This window comes from Actinoallomurus rhizosphaericola (assembly GCF_024055675.1).
Taxonomy (GTDB): domain Bacteria; phylum Actinomycetota; class Actinomycetes; order Streptosporangiales; family Streptosporangiaceae; genus Actinoallomurus; species Actinoallomurus soli.
In genome coordinates this window covers 239,963-256,444 of sequence record NZ_JAMXMW010000001.1, presented here as the reverse complement: position 1 = coordinate 256,444, position 16,482 = coordinate 239,963, and the positions used below count along the sequence as shown (strand labels likewise).

General features: G+C 72.2%; 16 protein-coding genes. 10 read left to right on the top strand and 6 right to left on the bottom strand.

Annotated features, from left to right (window positions below; all coding sequences use genetic code 11):
• Positions 1 to 3: 3 nt before the first annotated feature.
• Positions 4 to 816 (bottom strand): LLM class F420-dependent oxidoreductase, encoded by an 813-nt coding sequence (locus NE234_RS01240; RefSeq protein ID WP_252776004.1) that lies wholly within the window; start codon positions 814 to 816, stop codon positions 4 to 6.
• A gap of 113 nt (positions 817 to 929) precedes the next feature.
• On the opposite strand from NE234_RS01240, the gene NE234_RS01235 reads away from it, so the two are divergent.
• Both NE234_RS01235 and NE234_RS01230 read left to right on the top strand, forming a co-directional pair.
• A complete protein-coding gene (locus NE234_RS01235) occupies positions 930 to 1,370 on the top strand; it encodes a hypothetical protein (protein WP_252776002.1) in 441 nt (146 codons plus the stop codon).
• Positions 1,370 to 1,669: a transcriptional regulator gene (locus NE234_RS01230; protein WP_252776000.1), complete on the top strand. Its 300-nt coding sequence runs from the start codon at positions 1,370 to 1,372 to the stop codon at positions 1,667 to 1,669. Before NE234_RS01235 ends, NE234_RS01230 begins: the two co-directional genes overlap by 1 nt.
• Positions 1,670 to 1,675: 6 nt before the next feature.
• Here the strand turns inward: NE234_RS01230 and mnmA are convergent, their stop codons facing one another.
• A complete protein-coding gene (gene mnmA / locus NE234_RS01225) occupies positions 1,676 to 2,767 on the bottom strand; it encodes a tRNA 2-thiouridine(34) synthase MnmA (RefSeq protein WP_252775998.1) in 1,092 nt (363 codons plus the stop codon).
• A 462-nt stretch (positions 2,768 to 3,229) separates the two neighbouring features.
• On the opposite strand from mnmA, the gene NE234_RS01220 reads away from it, so the two are divergent.
• Positions 3,230 to 4,231: a DUF695 domain-containing protein gene (locus tag NE234_RS01220; protein WP_252775995.1), complete on the top strand. Its 1,002-nt coding sequence runs from the start codon at positions 3,230 to 3,232 to the stop codon at positions 4,229 to 4,231.
• Positions 4,232 to 4,336: 105 nt separating this feature from the next.
• Positions 4,337 to 4,996 (top strand): hypothetical protein, encoded by a 660-nt coding sequence (locus NE234_RS01215; RefSeq protein WP_252775993.1) that lies wholly within the window; start codon positions 4,337 to 4,339, stop codon positions 4,994 to 4,996.
• A gap of 138 nt (positions 4,997 to 5,134) precedes the next feature.
• Here the strand turns inward: NE234_RS01215 and NE234_RS01210 are convergent, their stop codons facing one another.
• A complete protein-coding gene (locus NE234_RS01210; protein ID WP_252775991.1) occupies positions 5,135 to 6,289 on the bottom strand; it encodes a cysteine desulfurase family protein in 1,155 nt (384 codons plus the stop codon).
• 160 nt (positions 6,290 to 6,449) lie between these two features.
• Positions 6,450 to 7,145, bottom strand: coding sequence for an SDR family oxidoreductase (locus tag NE234_RS01205; RefSeq protein ID WP_252775989.1), 696 nt, complete (start codon positions 7,143 to 7,145; stop codon positions 6,450 to 6,452).
• A 68-nt stretch (positions 7,146 to 7,213) separates the two neighbouring features.
• On the opposite strand from NE234_RS01205, the gene NE234_RS01200 reads away from it, so the two are divergent.
• The 4 genes from NE234_RS01200 to NE234_RS01185 all read left to right on the top strand — a co-directional run bounded on the left by NE234_RS01200 (position 7,214) and on the right by NE234_RS01185 (position 11,349).
• Complete coding sequence (locus NE234_RS01200) at positions 7,214 to 7,801, top strand: TetR/AcrR family transcriptional regulator (protein WP_252775987.1); 588 nt, start codon at positions 7,214 to 7,216, stop codon at positions 7,799 to 7,801.
• A gap of 32 nt (positions 7,802 to 7,833) precedes the next feature.
• Positions 7,834 to 8,355 carry a TetR/AcrR family transcriptional regulator gene (locus NE234_RS01195; RefSeq protein WP_252775986.1) on the top strand — a complete coding sequence of 174 codons (522 nt, stop codon included), beginning with the start codon at positions 7,834 to 7,836 and terminating at the stop codon, positions 8,353 to 8,355.
• A 114-nt stretch (positions 8,356 to 8,469) separates the two neighbouring features.
• Positions 8,470 to 9,672 carry an MFS transporter gene (locus NE234_RS01190; protein ID WP_252775984.1) on the top strand — a complete coding sequence of 401 codons (1,203 nt, stop codon included), beginning with the start codon at positions 8,470 to 8,472 and terminating at the stop codon, positions 9,670 to 9,672.
• 147 nt (positions 9,673 to 9,819) lie between these two features.
• Positions 9,820 to 11,349 (top strand): glycoside hydrolase family 10 protein, encoded by a 1,530-nt coding sequence (locus NE234_RS01185; RefSeq protein ID WP_252775982.1) that lies wholly within the window; start codon positions 9,820 to 9,822, stop codon positions 11,347 to 11,349.
• 56 nt (positions 11,350 to 11,405) lie between these two features.
• On the opposite strand, the gene NE234_RS01180 is transcribed toward NE234_RS01185, so the two are convergent.
• Both NE234_RS01180 and NE234_RS01175 read right to left on the bottom strand, forming a co-directional pair.
• Positions 11,406 to 13,310 (bottom strand): N-acetylmuramoyl-L-alanine amidase, encoded by a 1,905-nt coding sequence (locus NE234_RS01180; protein WP_252775980.1) that lies wholly within the window; start codon positions 13,308 to 13,310, stop codon positions 11,406 to 11,408.
• Between the two features lie 142 nt (positions 13,311 to 13,452).
• A complete protein-coding gene (locus tag NE234_RS01175; RefSeq protein WP_252775978.1) occupies positions 13,453 to 14,886 on the bottom strand; it encodes a DUF2079 domain-containing protein in 1,434 nt (477 codons plus the stop codon).
• Positions 14,887 to 14,967: 81 nt separating this feature from the next.
• On the opposite strand from NE234_RS01175, the gene NE234_RS01170 reads away from it, so the two are divergent.
• Both NE234_RS01170 and NE234_RS01165 read left to right on the top strand, forming a co-directional pair.
• Complete coding sequence (locus NE234_RS01170; protein ID WP_252775976.1) at positions 14,968 to 15,534, top strand: RNA polymerase sigma factor; 567 nt, start codon at positions 14,968 to 14,970, stop codon at positions 15,532 to 15,534.
• Positions 15,531 to 16,454: a hypothetical protein gene (locus NE234_RS01165; protein WP_252775973.1), complete on the top strand. Its 924-nt coding sequence runs from the start codon at positions 15,531 to 15,533 to the stop codon at positions 16,452 to 16,454. Before NE234_RS01170 ends, NE234_RS01165 begins: the two co-directional genes overlap by 4 nt.
• The last annotated feature ends 28 nt before the right edge of the window (positions 16,455 to 16,482 follow it).

Sequence of the window (16,482 nt, the reverse complement as noted above, 5' to 3'; positions counted from 1 at the left end):
CCGTCAGGCGATGAGCTCGGCCATCCTGTCGAGGCGGCTCAGGGTCTCGTCGGCGGGCTTGGTCGGCAGGTACAGCAGGATCTCGTCGACCTCGGCGGCGATCAGCGCGTCCACGGCCTCTTTCTTCGCGGGCGCGGCGTACACCGTGACCGGGATGCGGCGTCCGGCGCGCTCGCGGAGCTCCCTGACGCCCTCGGCGATGCGGGCGGGGTCCTCGGCGATCGGCATCCACCCGTCGCCGTACTCCAGGACCCGGTCGAACGTCTTCGGCCCCCAGCCGCCGACCAGGACCGGCGGCGTCCGTACCGGCTTGGGCCAGGAGAACATCGGGTCGAAGTCGACGTACTCGCCATGGAACTCCGCCTCGTCGTTCGCCCAGATCTCCTTCATGGCGAGGACCCGCTCGCGCATGAGGGCCATCCTGGTCTTCGGCTCGGTGCCGTGGTCGCGCATCTCCTCACGGTTCCAGCCGCCGCCGATGCCGAGCACGGCCCGGCCGCCGGAGATGAAGTCGAGCGAGGCGACCTCCTTGGCGAACACGATCGGATCGCGCTGCGGGATCAGCGCGATCCCGGTGCCCAGCGTGAGCCGCTCGGTGACGACGGCCGCCGCCGTCAGGGCGACGATCGGGTCGAGCGTGCGGTAGTAGATGCGCGGCAGCTCCCCGCCGCCCGGGTACGGCGTCTCACGGCTCACCGGGATGTGGGTGTGCTCGGCGACGAACAGCGACGCGAACCCACGCTCCTCCAGCGCCCGGCCGAGGTCGGCCGGCGCGATGCCCTCATCGGTCACGAAGGTCGAAACACCGAATCTCATTCTGCCGACCCTAACGCGGTCGGCGCGGCGGAGGCGGATCATCACACCTACTTTCCTCTCAGGAAAGCACGTGCTACTTTCCTGAGAGGAAAGTGAGTCTTACAGGAGGAAGCATGACTCCAGAAGACGCCCTGCGCGAGATCCGGAACCGCGAGGACCAGACGACCGAGGCCGCCCTCGGGCCGGTGCCCCGGTGGTACCTCGTCAGCGTGGCCCTCCTGCTGTGCGCCGTGAGCGCCGTCCCCGACTACGTCTCCCCGAGCCTGCCCTACCAGGCCGCCGGTCTCGCGCTGCTCCTCATCCTGAGCGTGATCTCCAACCGATCGCGCAAGGCGCGGCTGCGCCGCTCCCGCTACACGAACAAGTCGGCGCTGCTCGTGCTGTCGATGATGGGAGCCATGCTCACCATCTTCATCGGGCTGTACGTCGTCGCCTCGCTGGCGGACTGGGCGTACCCCTCGACCATCGGCGCCGTCGCCATGGCACTGACGTGGGCTCTGATGACGCCCTGGCTGAACCGGGCGATGAAGGCGACGCTCCGCCGGGAGCGATGATGGAGGAAGGTTTCGACGAGTTCCTCCACGTGCCGGCGAGGCTGTCGATCGTGGCCCTGCTCGCCCCGGCCGAGTGGGTGGAGTTCCGGTTCCTCCGCGAGACGATCGGCACGAGCGACTCGGCCCTCTCCAAGCAGATCACGGCCCTGGAGAACGCCGGTTACGTGGCCGTCCGCAAGGAACGCTCCGGCACCGCGCGCCGGACGCTCGTCCGGCTCACCGACCACGGGCACGAGGCGTTCGCCGCCCACGCCGCCGCGCTCGAGCGCATCGTACGGACGGCCCGGCGGCGCCCCTGAGAGGTCTTAGGCGCCGGCCCGTACGGCGCTCGCCGCGAACGTCGCCGCGATCGTCGCGGAGCCCAGCACCCGGTCGTTGTCGTACAGCACGGCCGCCTGGCCCTTGGCCACCCCGCGCGCCGGGGTGCGCAGCACGATCCGCAGCACGTCCCCGTCCGGCGTCGCCGTGCAGTCGTACACCTCGCCGTGCGCCCGCAACTGCACCTGGCAGTCGTGCGGCGCGGCGAGCGGCTCACCCAGCCAGACCGGGCGCTCACCGTGGATCTCGTGGACGTCGAGGGCCTCGCGCGGGCCGACCGTCACCGTGTTGGTCACCGGCGAGATGTCGAGGACGTAGCGCGGCCGGCCGTCGGGCGCCGGACGGCCGAGCCGCAGACCCTTGCGCTGGCCGATCGTGTACGCGTACGCCCCGTCGTGCTCGCCGAGGACCTCGCCCGACGTGTCGACGATCGGGCCCTTCTCCGCGCCGATCCGGTCGGCGAGGAAGCGCTGGGTGTCACCGTCGGCGATGAAGCAGATGTCGTGGCTGTCCGGCTTGTCGGCGACCGCCAGCCCGCGCCGCTCGGCCTCCCGGCGCACCTCCGCCTTGGTGGTGTCGCCGAGCGGGAACATCGCGTGCGCGAGCTGCTCGCGCGTGCAGACGGCCAGGACGTAGGACTGATCCTTGCCGAGGTCGACGCTGCGGCGCAGTACCCCGTCGGCCAGCCGGGCGTGGTGGCCGGTGCAGACCGCGTCGAAGCCGAGCGCCAGCGCCTTGTCCAGCAGCGCCTGGAACTTGATCTTCTCGTTGCAGCGCAGGCACGGGTTGGGCGTCCGGCCCGCGGCGTACTCGGCGACGAAGTCCTGAACCACGTCGCGATCGAACCGCTCGGCCATGTCCCACACGTAGAAGGGGATGCCGATCACGTCGGCCGCCCGGCGGGCGTCGCGGGCGTCCTCCAGCGTGCAGCACCCCCGCGCGCCGGTGCGGTACGACTGCGGGTTGGACGAAAGCGCGAGGTGCACGCCGGTCACCTCGTGACCGGCCTCGGCGGCACGGGCGGCGGCCACGGCGGAGTCGACACCGCCCGACATGGCGGCGAGTACGCGAAGAGTCATGACCCACACGAGGGTACGCGCTCCCACCCACCCACCGCTCAGCCACGGCCAACGACATACCAGGAGGAACAACCCATCCCGACTGCGATCTGTAGCGATCCACACACAGAGTGTTCTGAAGTCCTCTACGGTGCGCCGCATGGGATCCTCGTGGAGGGCAAGGACAACTGGTCGAGGTGGTACGCACCTCACACGAGTCTGATCGAGGTGACGTAATCCCAGGAGAAATGCGCGAAGCCGGGCTCCCGGCTGTGCGGGGGTTCCCGGCTTCACTTCCAGACCCCGATGAGGTCGGCTAGTGGTCACTAGGTTCTCCTACAGCGGCGCGCCTGTCAAGTCGCTTCGTGTACGGCCGGTCACTGTGGGCGATTTTCGCCGGGCGTCCGGGTCGTGAGATCCGGGTGGGGAATCGGGCCTGAATAGGCTGGAGAGGTCACTGCCGGCCGTACGATTGGCCGCACCATGGGAATCTTCCGACGCTCTCCAGGGACGCCTTCGTCCGACCCAGCCATCGCCCGGTTCTGGGAGTGGTGGCCGGAGGCGCGGGAACGGCTGAACGACGGCGTTCCCGACGACCTCGCCCAGCAGCTCGCCACGCGCATCGAGGCGATGCATCCCGACCTCGAGTGGGAGATCGGCCCCGGGCCGAGCCTGACCGTGAGCGGCGGTGGGGTCGGCGAGCTGCGCGGGATCGCGGAGCGCTGGTATCAGGCGGCCCCGGACGACGGCTGGGAGTACCGCCCGGCGCGGGCCGCCGACCCGGCCATGCTGGAGGGCAAGCTGCAGCTCGAAGAGCACGAGTTCGACCTGAGCTACGTGCGGCTGGGCCTGCGGGCGGACACCCGGCGGGCCCGCGTCGACGTCACCGCCTATCATCCGGACTTCCTGTTCGTGCCGGAGGAGACGCAGCTCACCCTCACGTACCGCGTGCTGGACTGGGCGCTGGGCGAGGACGACGTCGCGCGGTGGATCGGCAACGTCGTGGCCGTCGCCGAGGAGCCGATGGACGCGCTGCCGCCGTCGATGCTGTCCGCGGTGGTCGAGCAGATCGCGGCCCCCTTCCGCGAGCCGGCGTGGCTGACCGGTGAGGGCCGTACGCCGCTGGGCCACGCGGCGCGGGTGGCCGTGCGCTTCCCGCTGCACCGGCAGGACCACCCGCTGTGCGACCTGTACGTCTCGGTGGCGCTGCCGTACGCCCACGCGAACCCGGACCGGCTCCCGGTCGAGCCCTCGGCGTCGGCGCTCCGCGACTTCGAGAAGGCGATCGAGGCGATGGGCCGGCGGGTCGTCCTGGCGGCGTACGAGAGCGGCGACGGGCGGCGGGTGTTCCACCTGTACGCCGATCCGGACTCCGGCGCGGTCGCCGAGCTCGACCAGCTCGCGGCGGGCTGGTCGGAGGGCCGGGCCAAGGTCTCGTCCCAGCCGGACCCGGCGTGGCAGGTCCTGGAGCCGTACCAGCCGTAAGGTTCTGGCCGAACCCGGCCATCGCCGTCGGCGACGCGAGCGCGGGTCGGTGCGTCCCATTGAGTCAGGTATCCACCGGGGGAACCTGCCGCCAAGGGGGCGCACATGGCCGACATGGTGTTCTTCACCGACAACTACCAGGACCGCTCGACGAACGAGGGCTACCAGTTCGAGTTCTTCTGCAAGCGCTGCGGCAACGGCTACACCTCGCCGTTCCAGCACTCGGTGACCGGCTTCGGCGGGCGGCTGCTGCAGATGGGCGGTGACCTGCTCGGCGGTGAGGTCGGCGGCAAGGCCGCCAACCTGGGCTTCGACGCCCAGTGGCTGCGCAGCGGCACCCGCGGCTCGACGCGGGACAAGGCGCTCGCCAAGGCCGTCGAGCAGATGAAGCCGCACTTCACCCAGTGCCACCGCTGCGGGCAGTGGGTCTGCGACCAGATCTGCTGGAACGCCGAACGCGGGCTCTGCGCGACGTGCGCGCCGCGACTCGACCAGGAGATCGCGGGGATGCAGGCGGCGGCCCAGGTCGACCAGGTGCGCGACAGGATCGCGGCGCAGGACTGGACGAAGGGCGTCGAGTACCGGCAGCAGGCGACCGGGCTGTGCCACAACTGTCATCAGGAGTCCGGCGGCGGGAAGTTCTGCCGGAACTGCGGCACTCCCATGGCCGCCGCGCCGACGGCGCTGAAGAAGTACTGCACGAACTGCGGTAATCAGCTCGGTGACGCGAAGTTCTGCTCGGAGTGCGGCTGGCCCGCGGGCTGAGGCGGACGCGTCGCCCGAGCGGACGCGCCCGGCGGGGTCGCGCGGGCGGCGCTCGAACGGAGCAGGCGGCGTGCCGCTCGAACCGGTCAGGCTGGGGGCGCGCTCGAACGGGTCACGCGGCAGGCCCGCTCGAACGGGTCAGGCGGCGCCGGCGCGGCGGGCGCGCTCGACGACGGGGGCGATGGCCTCGGCGACGGCGTCGACGTCGGTCTGCGTGCTCGTGTGGCCGAGGGAGAACCGCAGCGATCCGCGCGCCCGCGGCAGGTCGGCGCCCATCGCGAGGAGCACGTGGCTGGGTTCGGCGACGCCCGCGGAACACGCCGACCCGGTCGAGCACTCGACCTCCCGGGCGTCGAGCAGCATCAGCAGGGCGTCGCCCTCACAGCCGGGGAAGGACAGGTGGGCGTTGCCGGGGAGCCGGTCCTCGGGGTCGCCGTTGAGCACGACGTCGGGTACGGCCTCGCGGACCCGGCCGATGAGGTCGTCGCGGAGCTTCGCCAGGCGCTCCGCCTCGGCGGCCCGCCGAGAGACCGCGACGCGCATCGCGGCGGCGAACCCGGCGATCGCGGCGGCGTCCAGGGTGCCGGACCGCACGTCGCGCTCCTGGCCACCGCCGTGCAGGACGGGCACGGGGTCGAGGCCCTTGGCGAGCAGCAGTGCGCCGGCGCCGACCGGTCCGCCGATCTTGTGCCCGGTGACGGTCATCGCGTCCGTGGCGAAGGTGACGGGGAGCTGCGCGACCGCCTGAACGGCGTCGCTGTGGAACGGGATGCCGTGCTCGTGGGCGATCGCGGCCAGCTCGGCGATCGGCTGGACCGTGCCGACCTCGTTGTTGGCCCACATCACGCTGACGACCGCGACCGTGGCGGGGTCACGGTCGACGGCGGCGCGCAGGGCGTCGGGCCGGACCCGGCCGTCGGCGTCGACGGGCAGGTACTCGACGCTCGCCCCCTCGTGGTCGGCGAGCCACTGGGCCGAGTCCAGAACGGCGTGGTGCTCAATGGCGCTGACCAGCACGCGGGTCCGGGCCGGATCGGCGCTCCGGCGGGTCCAGAAGATGCCCTTGAGCGCGAGGTTGTCGGCCTCCGTGCCGCCGCTGGTGAAGACGACCTCGCTCGGCCGTGCGCCCAGCGACTCGGCGATGACCTCCCGCGACTCCTCGACGACGCGCCGGGCCCGGCGGCCGGAGGCGTGCAGCGAGGAGGGGTTGCCGATGCGCGCGAGCTCCGCGGTCATCGCCTCGATCGCCTCGGGCAGCATCGGCGTGGTCGCCGCGTGATCCAGGTACACCATGGCGGCCTCAGCCTATCCGCGCCGCCGCCGTCGGGCCACGGCGGCGGGGCCCGACGGCTTCGGGGCGGCACGGCCCGGACGCCCATACGGCGCGGGTGGCCGTACGGTGCGGGTGGCCGGATGGGTGCGGGCTGGCACCGTACGGTGGCGGGCCGCGTGGCTACAGGGTCAGGCCGCCGTCGCAGGTGAGCACCCGACCCGTGACGAAGCCGGCGCCCATCAGGTAGCGGACCGCGTCGGCGACGTCCTGGGGACGGCCGACCCTGCGGACGGGCGTCTGCTCGGCGTAGGCCGCGAACTGCTCGCGCCGCTGCTCCTCGGGCAGGAAGGACCACCACGGCGTGTCGATCACACCGGGCGAGACCGCGTTGACGCGGATCGGCGCGAGCTCGGCGGCCAGCGGCGGCACGGCCCGCTCCAGCGCCCCGTTGATCGCCGCCAGGCCCGCCGTGCCGGGCATGGAGCCCTGGGCGCTGGTGGAGGTGATGAAGGTGATCGACCCATCCTCGGCGATCGTGTCGAGGGCCGCCTGCGCGGCGATGAGGTGCGGGAACACCTTGCCCTCGAAACCGGCCCGCAGGTCGTCCATCTTCAGGTCCCGCAACGGGCCTCCGCCGCTCGCCCCGCTCAGCGCGAGCACCAGGTGGTCGAACCGGCCGTGCCGCGCGAAGAACGCCCGGACGTCCTCCGCCGACCGCCCGTCCACGGCCTCGGCCACGGCGACCTTCGCCGCGGCGGCCTTCAGCTTCTCCGGGTCACGCCCGGTCACGAGCACCTCGTCACCGTTCGTGGCACAGCTCTCGGCGATCGCCAGTCCGACACCCGATGTACCGCCCAGCACGACAACGCGCATCATGTCTCCAAATTTCTAGACGCTTCGTCTCGTAATCTAATCCGAGACACACCGTCTTGTAAAGTGGGGGCATGGCCGACGGCACCCGGCGCCCCGGCCGCCCGCGCAGCGAGGCGGCCCGGCAGGCGATCCTCAAGGCGACGCACGACGAGCTCCTGGAGCGCGGCTACGGCGAGCTGACGATGGAGGGGATCGCGGCGCGGGCCGGGGTCGGCAAGCAGACGATCTACCGCTGGTGGCGCTCCAAGGCGGAGGTCGCACTGGACGCGCTGCTCGCCGTGGCGGCGGAGGGCATCCCGATCCCCGACGAAGGCGGCCTCGAGGCCGACCTGACCGCCTTCCTCCGCCGGACGTACGGGATGCAGGAGTCGGAAGGGCCGATACTGAAGGGCCTGCTGGCCCAGTCGCTGCTCGATCCGGGCTTCGCCGAGACCTTCCGCGATCACTTCCTCGCCGGCCGCCGGGCCGCCCTGGGCACGATCCTGAACCAGGCCGTGGCGCGCGGCGAGATTCCCGCCGGCACGGATCTCGGCCTGCTGCACGACGTGGTGTACGGCGTCCTCTGGTACCGCCTGCTGTTCCGGAGCGCCCCCCTGGACGACGACGCGGCGCGGGACGTTGCATCACTCATCGCCCGGTCTGTCCGTATTGGGGAATAACTGTACCGTCCGGACGGTATAGTACGAGTGTCATGAAACGCGATGCTCTCCTCGATGCCGCCGAGGCCCTGCTGTGCGAGCAGGGCACCCAGGCGCTCACGCTGTCCGCGGTCGCCGAGCGCGCCCAGGTCAGCAAGGGCGGGCTGCTCTACCACTTCCCGAACAAGGAGGCCCTGATCAGAGGGCTGGTGGAGCGGCTGATCGAGGAGTTCGACGCGCTGATCGCCTCGTACGAGACGGGCGGCCCCGGGTCGTACACGCGGGCCTTCGTCGAGGCGAACTTCGCCGTCGTCATGGACCGCGACCAGTCGCGGCTGCTCCGACGATGGGCGACGGTCAGCGCGGCGGCGGCCGACCCGGCCCTGCTCGCCCAGATTCGCGAGGCGATGCACCGCTGGCACGACCGGGACCCCGCCGACGACCCGGATCCGGTCGCCGCCCAGATCGCGCGACTGGCGGCCGAGGGGCTGTGGGAGGTCGTGATGCACGACCCCGGCCTCTATGACGAGGCGCAGCTGGAGACGCTGCGCGAACGGCTGCTCGGCACGCTCTAGCAAGCCGACCACCACGGCCGGACCGCACCGGCCGACCCACCACGACCACACCGGCGCCCATCGCGGGCGCCGGTCCTTCCGTGCGCACCACGGCACAAAGAGAGAGGTGAAATCATGACGTCTCGCGTCCTCGTCCGGGCCCGCCTGGGCACCGTGCTGACGTTCGCCCTGGCCGGCATGCTCTGCGGAGTCTGGGTGTCACGGACGCCGGCCCTCGCGGACAAGTTCGGGATGAGCGAGGGCGACGTGGGGACGGCCATCCTCGTCTGGGGGATCGGCGCGATCATCGCGATGCAGGGGCTGCGCGGCGTCATGGCGCGGCTCGGCGGCACGGCCGTCCTGCGGATCGCGGCACCGCTGACGGCGGTCAGCGTGGCGCTGATCGGCCTGGCGCCCACCCGGCCGCTGCTGTTCGCCGCGGTCGCGCTGTTCGGCATGACGTTCGGCCTGACCGACATCGGGATGAACGCCCAGGGCAGCGCCGTGGAACGTTCCTACGGGCGGCCGATCATGAACGGCATGCACGCCGGATGGTGCGCCGGCGCCATCTCCGGGGGCCTGATCGGCTCCTTCAGCGCCTCGGCCGGGCTGTCGTTCGGTGAGACGCTCGTCGGCGGTGCGATCATCGCCCTCGCTCCGATCATCGTCGTGGGCCGCACGTACATCGACGACAGGGCGCCCGCCTCCGCGGGCCGGGGCCGCGCGCGGCTGCCGCTCGTCGTCTACCTCATCGGCGCGCTGGCGTTCGTCGCCTTCATGATGGAGGGCACGATCGCGGACTGGAGCGGGCTGTTCCTCAACCGTGAACTCGGCGCCACCCAGTCGGTCGCCGCCCTGGCCTACCCGCTGTTCGAGGCCGCCATGCTCGCCGGCCGGCTCGTCGGCGACCGCGTCCGCGCCCGGCTGGGCACGCGCCGGCTGCTGACGTACGCGGGACTGGGCACGGCGGTCGCCGTCTCGGTCGTCGTCCTCGCGCCGGCGACGCCGTTCGCGCTGGTCGGATTCGGGCTCGCCGGGCTGATGGTCTGCACCGTGGTGCCGACGACGATCTCGGTGGCCGGCTCGATCGTGCCCGGGCGGTCCGCCGCAGCGGTGGGCCAGGTGAGCGCGATCGGGTACGGCGGCCTCGTCCTGGGGCCCGTGGTGATCGGGTTCCTGGCGGACGCGGCCTCGCTGCGGGTCGGACTCGGCCTCGCGGTCGTCCTCGCGCTGCTGATCGCGGCCAGTGCCCGGTTCGTCCCGGCACGCCGCTTGATGATCCTGGCGGCCGAGCCGGAGCCGGACGTGGAGCCCGAGCCCGTACGCCTCGCGGCCTGACGGCACGTGGTCCGAGCGTCGTACCGCCCGCCGGTCAGGCCGCGGGCCGGTACGACGCGCACGGCCGACACGACAGGCGCGGTGAATGATTTACATCGCATAGCCGATGATCGTAAGTTCTCTTCCAAAGCCTGAGGAGAGAGCTTCATGATCCTTCGCCGTGTCCTGTCTCTCGCCACCGCCACGCTGCTCGGCGGCGCACTCGCCGCCGGGCCGCTCACCACTCCCGCCGGCGCCCGCACCGCCTCCTGCCCCGCCCCGGCCACCGCCGGCCGGCAGCTGCGGGGCGTATGGATCGCCTCCGTCACCAACATCGACTGGCCGTCCGCGCCCGGTCTGTCCGTCGCCCGGCAGCAGGCGGAGTACCGCCGGCTGCTGGACAACGCCGTGGCCCGCCACCTGAACGCGGTGTTCGTCCAGGTGCGGCCGACCGCCGACGCGTTCTGGCCCTCGCCGTACGAGCCGTGGTCGCAGTACCTGACCGGGACGCAGGGCAAGGACCCGGGATACGACCCGCTCGCCTTCCTCGTACGGGAGGCGCACGCGCGCGGTCTGGAGTTCCACGCCTGGATGAATCCGTACCGGGTGTCGATGAAGGCCGATCCGAGCCTGCTGTCCCCGGACCATCCGGCCCGGCGACACCCGGACTGGGTCCACCCTTACGCCGGCAAGCTCTACTACGACCCCGGGATCCCCGCCGTCCGCCGCTTCGTGGAGCGGGCGATGCTCGACGCGGTACGCCGCTACGACATCGACGGCGTCCACTTCGACGACTACTTCTACCCCTATCCGAGCGGCACCGCCGACTTCCCCGACGACGCGACGTACGCCGAGTACGGCTCCGGGTCCACGGACAAGGCCTCCTGGCGGCGGCACAACATCGACCTGCTCGTACGGGAGATGGACCACCGGATCCACGCCCTCAAGCCGTGGGTGAAGTTCGGGGTCAGCCCGTTCGGCATCTGGCGCAACAAGAGCTCCGATCCCGAAGGCTCGGACACGAACGGCCTGGAGTCCTACACCGCGATCTCGGCCGACACCCGCGGCTGGGTGAAGAAGCGGTGGATCGACTACATCGCTCCGCAGATCTACTGGTACATCGGGTTCACCGTGGCCGACTACGCCAAGCTCGTCCCCTGGTGGGCCCGCCAGGTCGACGGCACCGGCGTGCAGCTCTACATCGGCCAAGCCGACTACCGTGAGGGCGCCGCGGGGCAGGCCGCGCCGTGGCAGGACCCGGCGGAGCTGTCCCGGCACCTGACGTTCGACCGGGGCTACCCGCAGGTGGCCGGGGACATCCACTTCAGCGCCAAGGACATGGACGCCGACCGGATCGGCGGGGTGAGCCGGATGGTCGCCGACCACTACGCCCGCCCGGCGCTGGTCCCGCTGATGCCGAGGCTCGGCGGGCACGCCCCGCAGCGGCCGCATCCCGCCGTGACGGGCTCCACCGTGACCTGGCGGCCCGTCGCGGGCGCGGCGCGGTACGCGGTGTACCGGTTCGACGGCCCGGCCGCCGCCCGGTGCGGCGCCGGCGACGCCTCGCGGATCGCCGTGACCGGCGGAACGTCCTTCACGGACCCGACCGCCGAGCCCGGCAGGAGCCATGTCTACGCCGTGACGGCGCTGGACCGGCTCTGGCACGAGAGCCCGGCGGCGAGGGCGCGGCGGCACTGAGTGAGCGCGGCACGCCGTGGCTCCCGGGGGCCACGGCGTGCCGCGTTCGCCGTCCGTTAGGAGACGGTGGAGACCGTCACGTCCTCGGCCTTGACGAAGTAGGCGCGGTGGCCGAACTGGATCTCGTAGTACTTCTGCGGGCCGGTGACCACGATGTGCTTGGCGGGGTCGTACGTCACCGAGTGGAAGTACTCACCGGTCTCGCTGCCGATGACGGCGTACTTCTGGCCCTTGGCGAAGGTGTACTTCAGCGGCGCGGCCTTCTTGTCCGACGGCGGCGTGACCCCGGCGGGGAACTCCTCCGGGTAGGCCATCCCCCAGATCTTGGCCGACGACGTCTTCGGGGTGGCGACCAGGCCGGGGGCCGCGACCGCCCGGCGCTTGCTCGTGGAGTTGTAGAACCACGCCTTCTGCCCGAGGTACCAGATCGCCACCCACGAGCCCTTCTTCTCCGCGACGGCGTAGGTCTGGCCGGTCGACGCGCGGGCGGAGTGGTCGTAGACGCTCGTCGTCGCCTTTCCGCCCGTGCTCGGGTGCGCGCCGATGTCCTTGACCAGCGGGGCCGTCGAGCTCGGCTTCGTGCGCAGCATGATCGACGCACCGCCGTGCGCCGGGCACTTGGCGCTCGGGTGCGCGGCGTCGCAGCCGGTGTAGGTGACCTTGTTCTCGGCGTAGCTCGGCAGGATCATCACCCGGCCGTGGAGGCTCGCCGAGCCCTTGAGCGGCTTGCCGAGCAGGCTGAAGTAGTGCGCCCAGTCCCAGTACGGGCCGGGGTCCTGGTGCATCTGGGACACGGTGTCCATGACCCGGGCGGGCACGTTGTCATGGCCGAGGATGTGCCCCCGGTCCAGCGGGACGCCGTAGGTCGCGGCCAGGTGGCGGACCAGCGTCGCCGAGGCGCGGTACATCGCCTCGGTGTACCACGTGCCCTTGGCGACGTAGCCCTCGTGCTCGACGCCGATCGACTTGGAGTTGATGTACCAGTTCCCGGCGTGCCGGCCGACGTCCTTGACCCGCACGTGCTGCGCGACGTGCCCGTCCTTCGAGCGGATCGTGAAGTGCCAGCCCAGGTAGGCCGGGTCCTTGACGGACTTCACGGCCGAGGCGTAAGACGACTCGGTGTCGTGGATGACGATGTAGTCGATCTTCTGCTTCGCCGGGCGGTCGGCCACGTCGTGGTTGCCGAACTTCGACGGGTCCTTCGGGTCGAGCTGCTTGTACGGCGCGGGGATCCACTCGCACTTCAGGCTCGCCGGGCAGTCGGTCGCGGCGGCGGCGCTCGCGGCGGTCCGCGTGGCCGCGCCCGCCGGTACGGCCTTCGGATCGGCCGTCAGGGTGACCTGCTGCCCGTCGTCGGTGGTCCGGGACTCGCCGGAGCGGATCACCGAGAAGACCTGGTCGGCGAACCACCCGCTCCCCCCGTAGCGGGTCACGGCGGCGTACCACCGCGCCGGGTCGGCGGCGAGCGGCCCGCCCGCGTCCCGCTGGTACTTCGCGAGCAGGGCGGCGCCGCCCTGGATGTTGGCGGCCGGGTCGGTGCGGAGCCGGCCCGCGTCGATCCCCGTCAGCCGGGCGGCCACCGGGATCGTCTGCTCATCCGGGGCCGCGGCCGCCGTCGGCGCCGCCGAGGCGGCGGGGTCGTCGCCGTCGCCCTGCTCCGCCCTGACCCCCGGCGCGGCGGCGACCTGGGTGAGGTGCATGGGGCCGTACCCGCCGCTCGTGCTGGGCAGGCCCTCGTTGGCGTCCCATCGCGACTCCAGGTAGGAGACCCCGAGCAGGACGCTCACCGGCACCTTGTACCGCTTCCCCGCGGCGGCGAACGCCGCCTGCCGGGTCGGCGCGGAGGCCGCCTGGAGTCCCACGGCGGGCGAGGACCGGTGCTGCTGCGCGAGAACGGCTCCGGTGCCGATGGCGGCCGCCAGCACGGCCCCCGCGCCGATCACGCGACGTCGGTCGAACATTCGACGAATCCCCCAAGATCGAAAATGACTCGGGGAAGCCTGCTCCGATCCGTCATCACGCGTCAACCGAAACGTCAGATTTGGTGCTGATTCAGGTGGATGCCGTATGCGTGGATCAGCGTCCGGCCGGCGCCCGCCGTTCTCAGGATCCCGTCCAGGTGGCCCCGCTCCCCCGCTCCCGGGCGAGGACGACGTAGCCCCCGGCCCGGGCGACCTCGCGGTAGTTCGCGGTGGGGTGGAGGGCGCGCGCGAAGCCGAGAGGATCCCCGCTGGGCAGCGACCGCAGGGAGAACGTGAGGTAGTCCGGGGTCACGCCCTTGGCGTCGCCGATCCAGTAGACGGTCGTACGGCGGGTCAGCCGGCTGATCGGCGGGACGTCGCACTCGACGGTCGCGCCGTCCGGGATCTTCCGGAGCAGTCTCTTCACGGCGACGGTCCGGGCGTCCACCCGGTACGTCCCCCAGTGCAGGAGAGCCCCGAGGGGAAGGGTCGTCGTGAGCGCGAGGGCGGCGACCACGACGGCGGCCGGGAGCCGGGCCGCGCACGCCCGTGTCCAGCGCGGCCCGTCCGTACGGGCACGGGTCCGTGCGACCGCGTCCACGAGCGCGAGGAGCACCACCGGCATCAGCACGGCGCTGTAGTGCCAGTGGATCCCCCAGTAGTGCTCGTCCTGTGAGGCGAGGCGCCAGCCCAGCGTCGGCACGGCGACGAGGACGAGCGGGGACCGCAGCGCGTACAGGCCGCTCGTGGGCACCAGGGTCCACAGCACGGTGCGGATCGCGACGCCGGGCGGCACATGGCGGGCGCCGTGCACGCCGTGGCCGGTCAGCTTCTGCCAGTACCCGTAGTCGCCGCCGCCGTTGAACGCCGGGATCACCACCAGGAGGGCGAGGACGGTCGACGCCACGCCGAAGGCGACCAGCGCGACCGCGCAGGGGATGACACGGGCGCGCGCGGGGTCCCGCCGTGCCCGCAGGGCGACCGCACAGCCGATCGCGGCGGCCGTGAGCCCCATGTCCTCCTTGACGAGGACGAGCGGGAGCGCCCACGCCATCGCCGCCCACCACCGCCCGCGCAGCACCGCCTCCAGCGAGAGGGCGAGCAGCGGCATGGCGAACGCGATCTCATGGAAGTCGAACTGCACCGCGCGCTGGACGCCCCAGGACAGCCCGTAGGCGGCGCCGATCGCCAGGCCCTGTCGGCGGCCGAGGAGGTGCGCGGCGACCCGCGTGATCGGGACGATGGCGAAGGCGAACAGCGCGGCCTGGGCGACGAGCAGCGTGACCGGCGTCGGGAAGATCCGGTACGGCGGCGCCAGCAGCGCGACGATCGGGCTGAAGTGATCGCCGAGGACGTTCGTGCCGGGGCCCTTGATGTCGGCGATCGGGGCGCGCAGGTGCGCGTACCCCCGGACGGCCTGTTCGAAGATCCCCAGGTCCCAGGACAGCGTCTCCATGCGCCGGTACCGCGCGAGCGACAGCACCGCGTACGCGAGGAGGAAGGCGCCCGCGAGCCAGTACGGATCCCGGCGCGGCTCCCGCCAGGAGCGACGCGCTGCCCGGACATAGGTGATCATTTCGCGAAATGGTACGGGTCGGCCGGACAGGTCTGTAGGTGAGCGCACCTCGCGCGGGACACCGACCGAGAGGAGAGGGGCTTGGAACCTCTCGACGAGAGAAGGCGAAGATTCGCGGAGATCTACGCGGCCTGTCATGACCCGGTCCTCGGATACGTCATGCGCCGCGCGGAGAACGGGCACGACGCCGCGGACGTCCTCGCCGAGACCTTCCTGATCGCCTGGCGGCGTCTCGACGACGTTCCCGCCGGAGACGGGGCGCGTCCCTGGCTCTACGGCGTGGCCAGGCGGGTCCTCGCCAACCACCGCCGGGGTGAACGGCGGCGCAGCGCGCTCGGCGACCGGCTGCGGGCCGAGCTGGGACCCGTGATCCGTCCCGCCGAGGACCGCGATGGGTCCGGCGCCGTCGCGGAGGCGTTCCGCGGCCTGTCCGAGGACGATCGGGAGCTGTTGTCGCTGGTCGGCTGGGAGGGCCTGGACGCCGGGGAGATCGCCACGGTGCTCGGCTGCTCGCGCAACGCCGTACGGATCCGGCTCCACCGGGCGCGCAAGCGGTTCGCCCGCGCGCTCGCGGACCAGGAGGCCCGGGAATCCCGTGCGGAGACCCACCACCACCGAGCGCGCGTCGCGAAGGGGGAGCACGCATGAAGCACGAGGAGCTGATCGGGCGGCTCGCGCCCGTCACGGACGAGGAGGCGGCCCGCATGGTGAGCCCCGGGACGAGAAGCGACCTGGCCGACCGGATCACGTCCACCGCCGTGCCGGAGGAACGACCGGCACGGCGCCGCCGGACCCTGGTCATCGGCCTGCCGCTGGCCGGCGCGGCGGTCGCCGCGTCCGTCGTCGCCGCGTCCGTGCTGTCCGGTTCACCGGCCCCGCGGAGGCAGACACCGCAGACGACGCGGAGCGGCGCGCCGAGGGTCCAGCTGGCGGCGCTGACCTTCTCCACCCAGGGCCGGTACCTGATCGTCAAGGTCAAGGACCCGCTCGCCGATCCGGCGCGGTACCGGAAGGAGTTCGCCGCGCACGGCATGAACATCGACCTGCGGCTGGTCCCGGTGTCCCCGTCGATCGTCGGCACGGTGGTGATGTCGGAGTCGGAGGGTGACGCGATCAAGGTGATCACGGCGCGGGGCAGGTGCCGCACCGGGGGCGGCGGCGACTGCCCGGTCGGCTTGAAGATCCCGCTCGACTACAAGGCGCACTCGATGGAGGTGTTCGGGCGGGCGGCCCGGCCCGGCGAGCAGTACTCCTCCACCGCCCCGGCCGACGCGCCGGGCGAGGTGATGCACGGGCTGACGTACCGCGGCCGCACGGTCGCCGAGGTCCTCGCGATGCTGAAGAAGCGGCACGTCACCGTGCCGCAGTACCGGTACGTGGCGGCGAACGGCGACAACCGGCCGTACCAGTACGGCGTGCCGCCGGCGAAGGTGAAGCCGGGATGGTTCGTGCACGACGCCGACCCGTGGGCGCAGGGCCAGGTCATGCTGTGGGTCGGGCCGACCCGCCAGGTGCACGAGGGCCCGCCGTCGCCGGGGGCGCCCGTGCCCACCCCGACCGCGCACTGACGCTCCCCGGACACGGCGACGCCCCGGC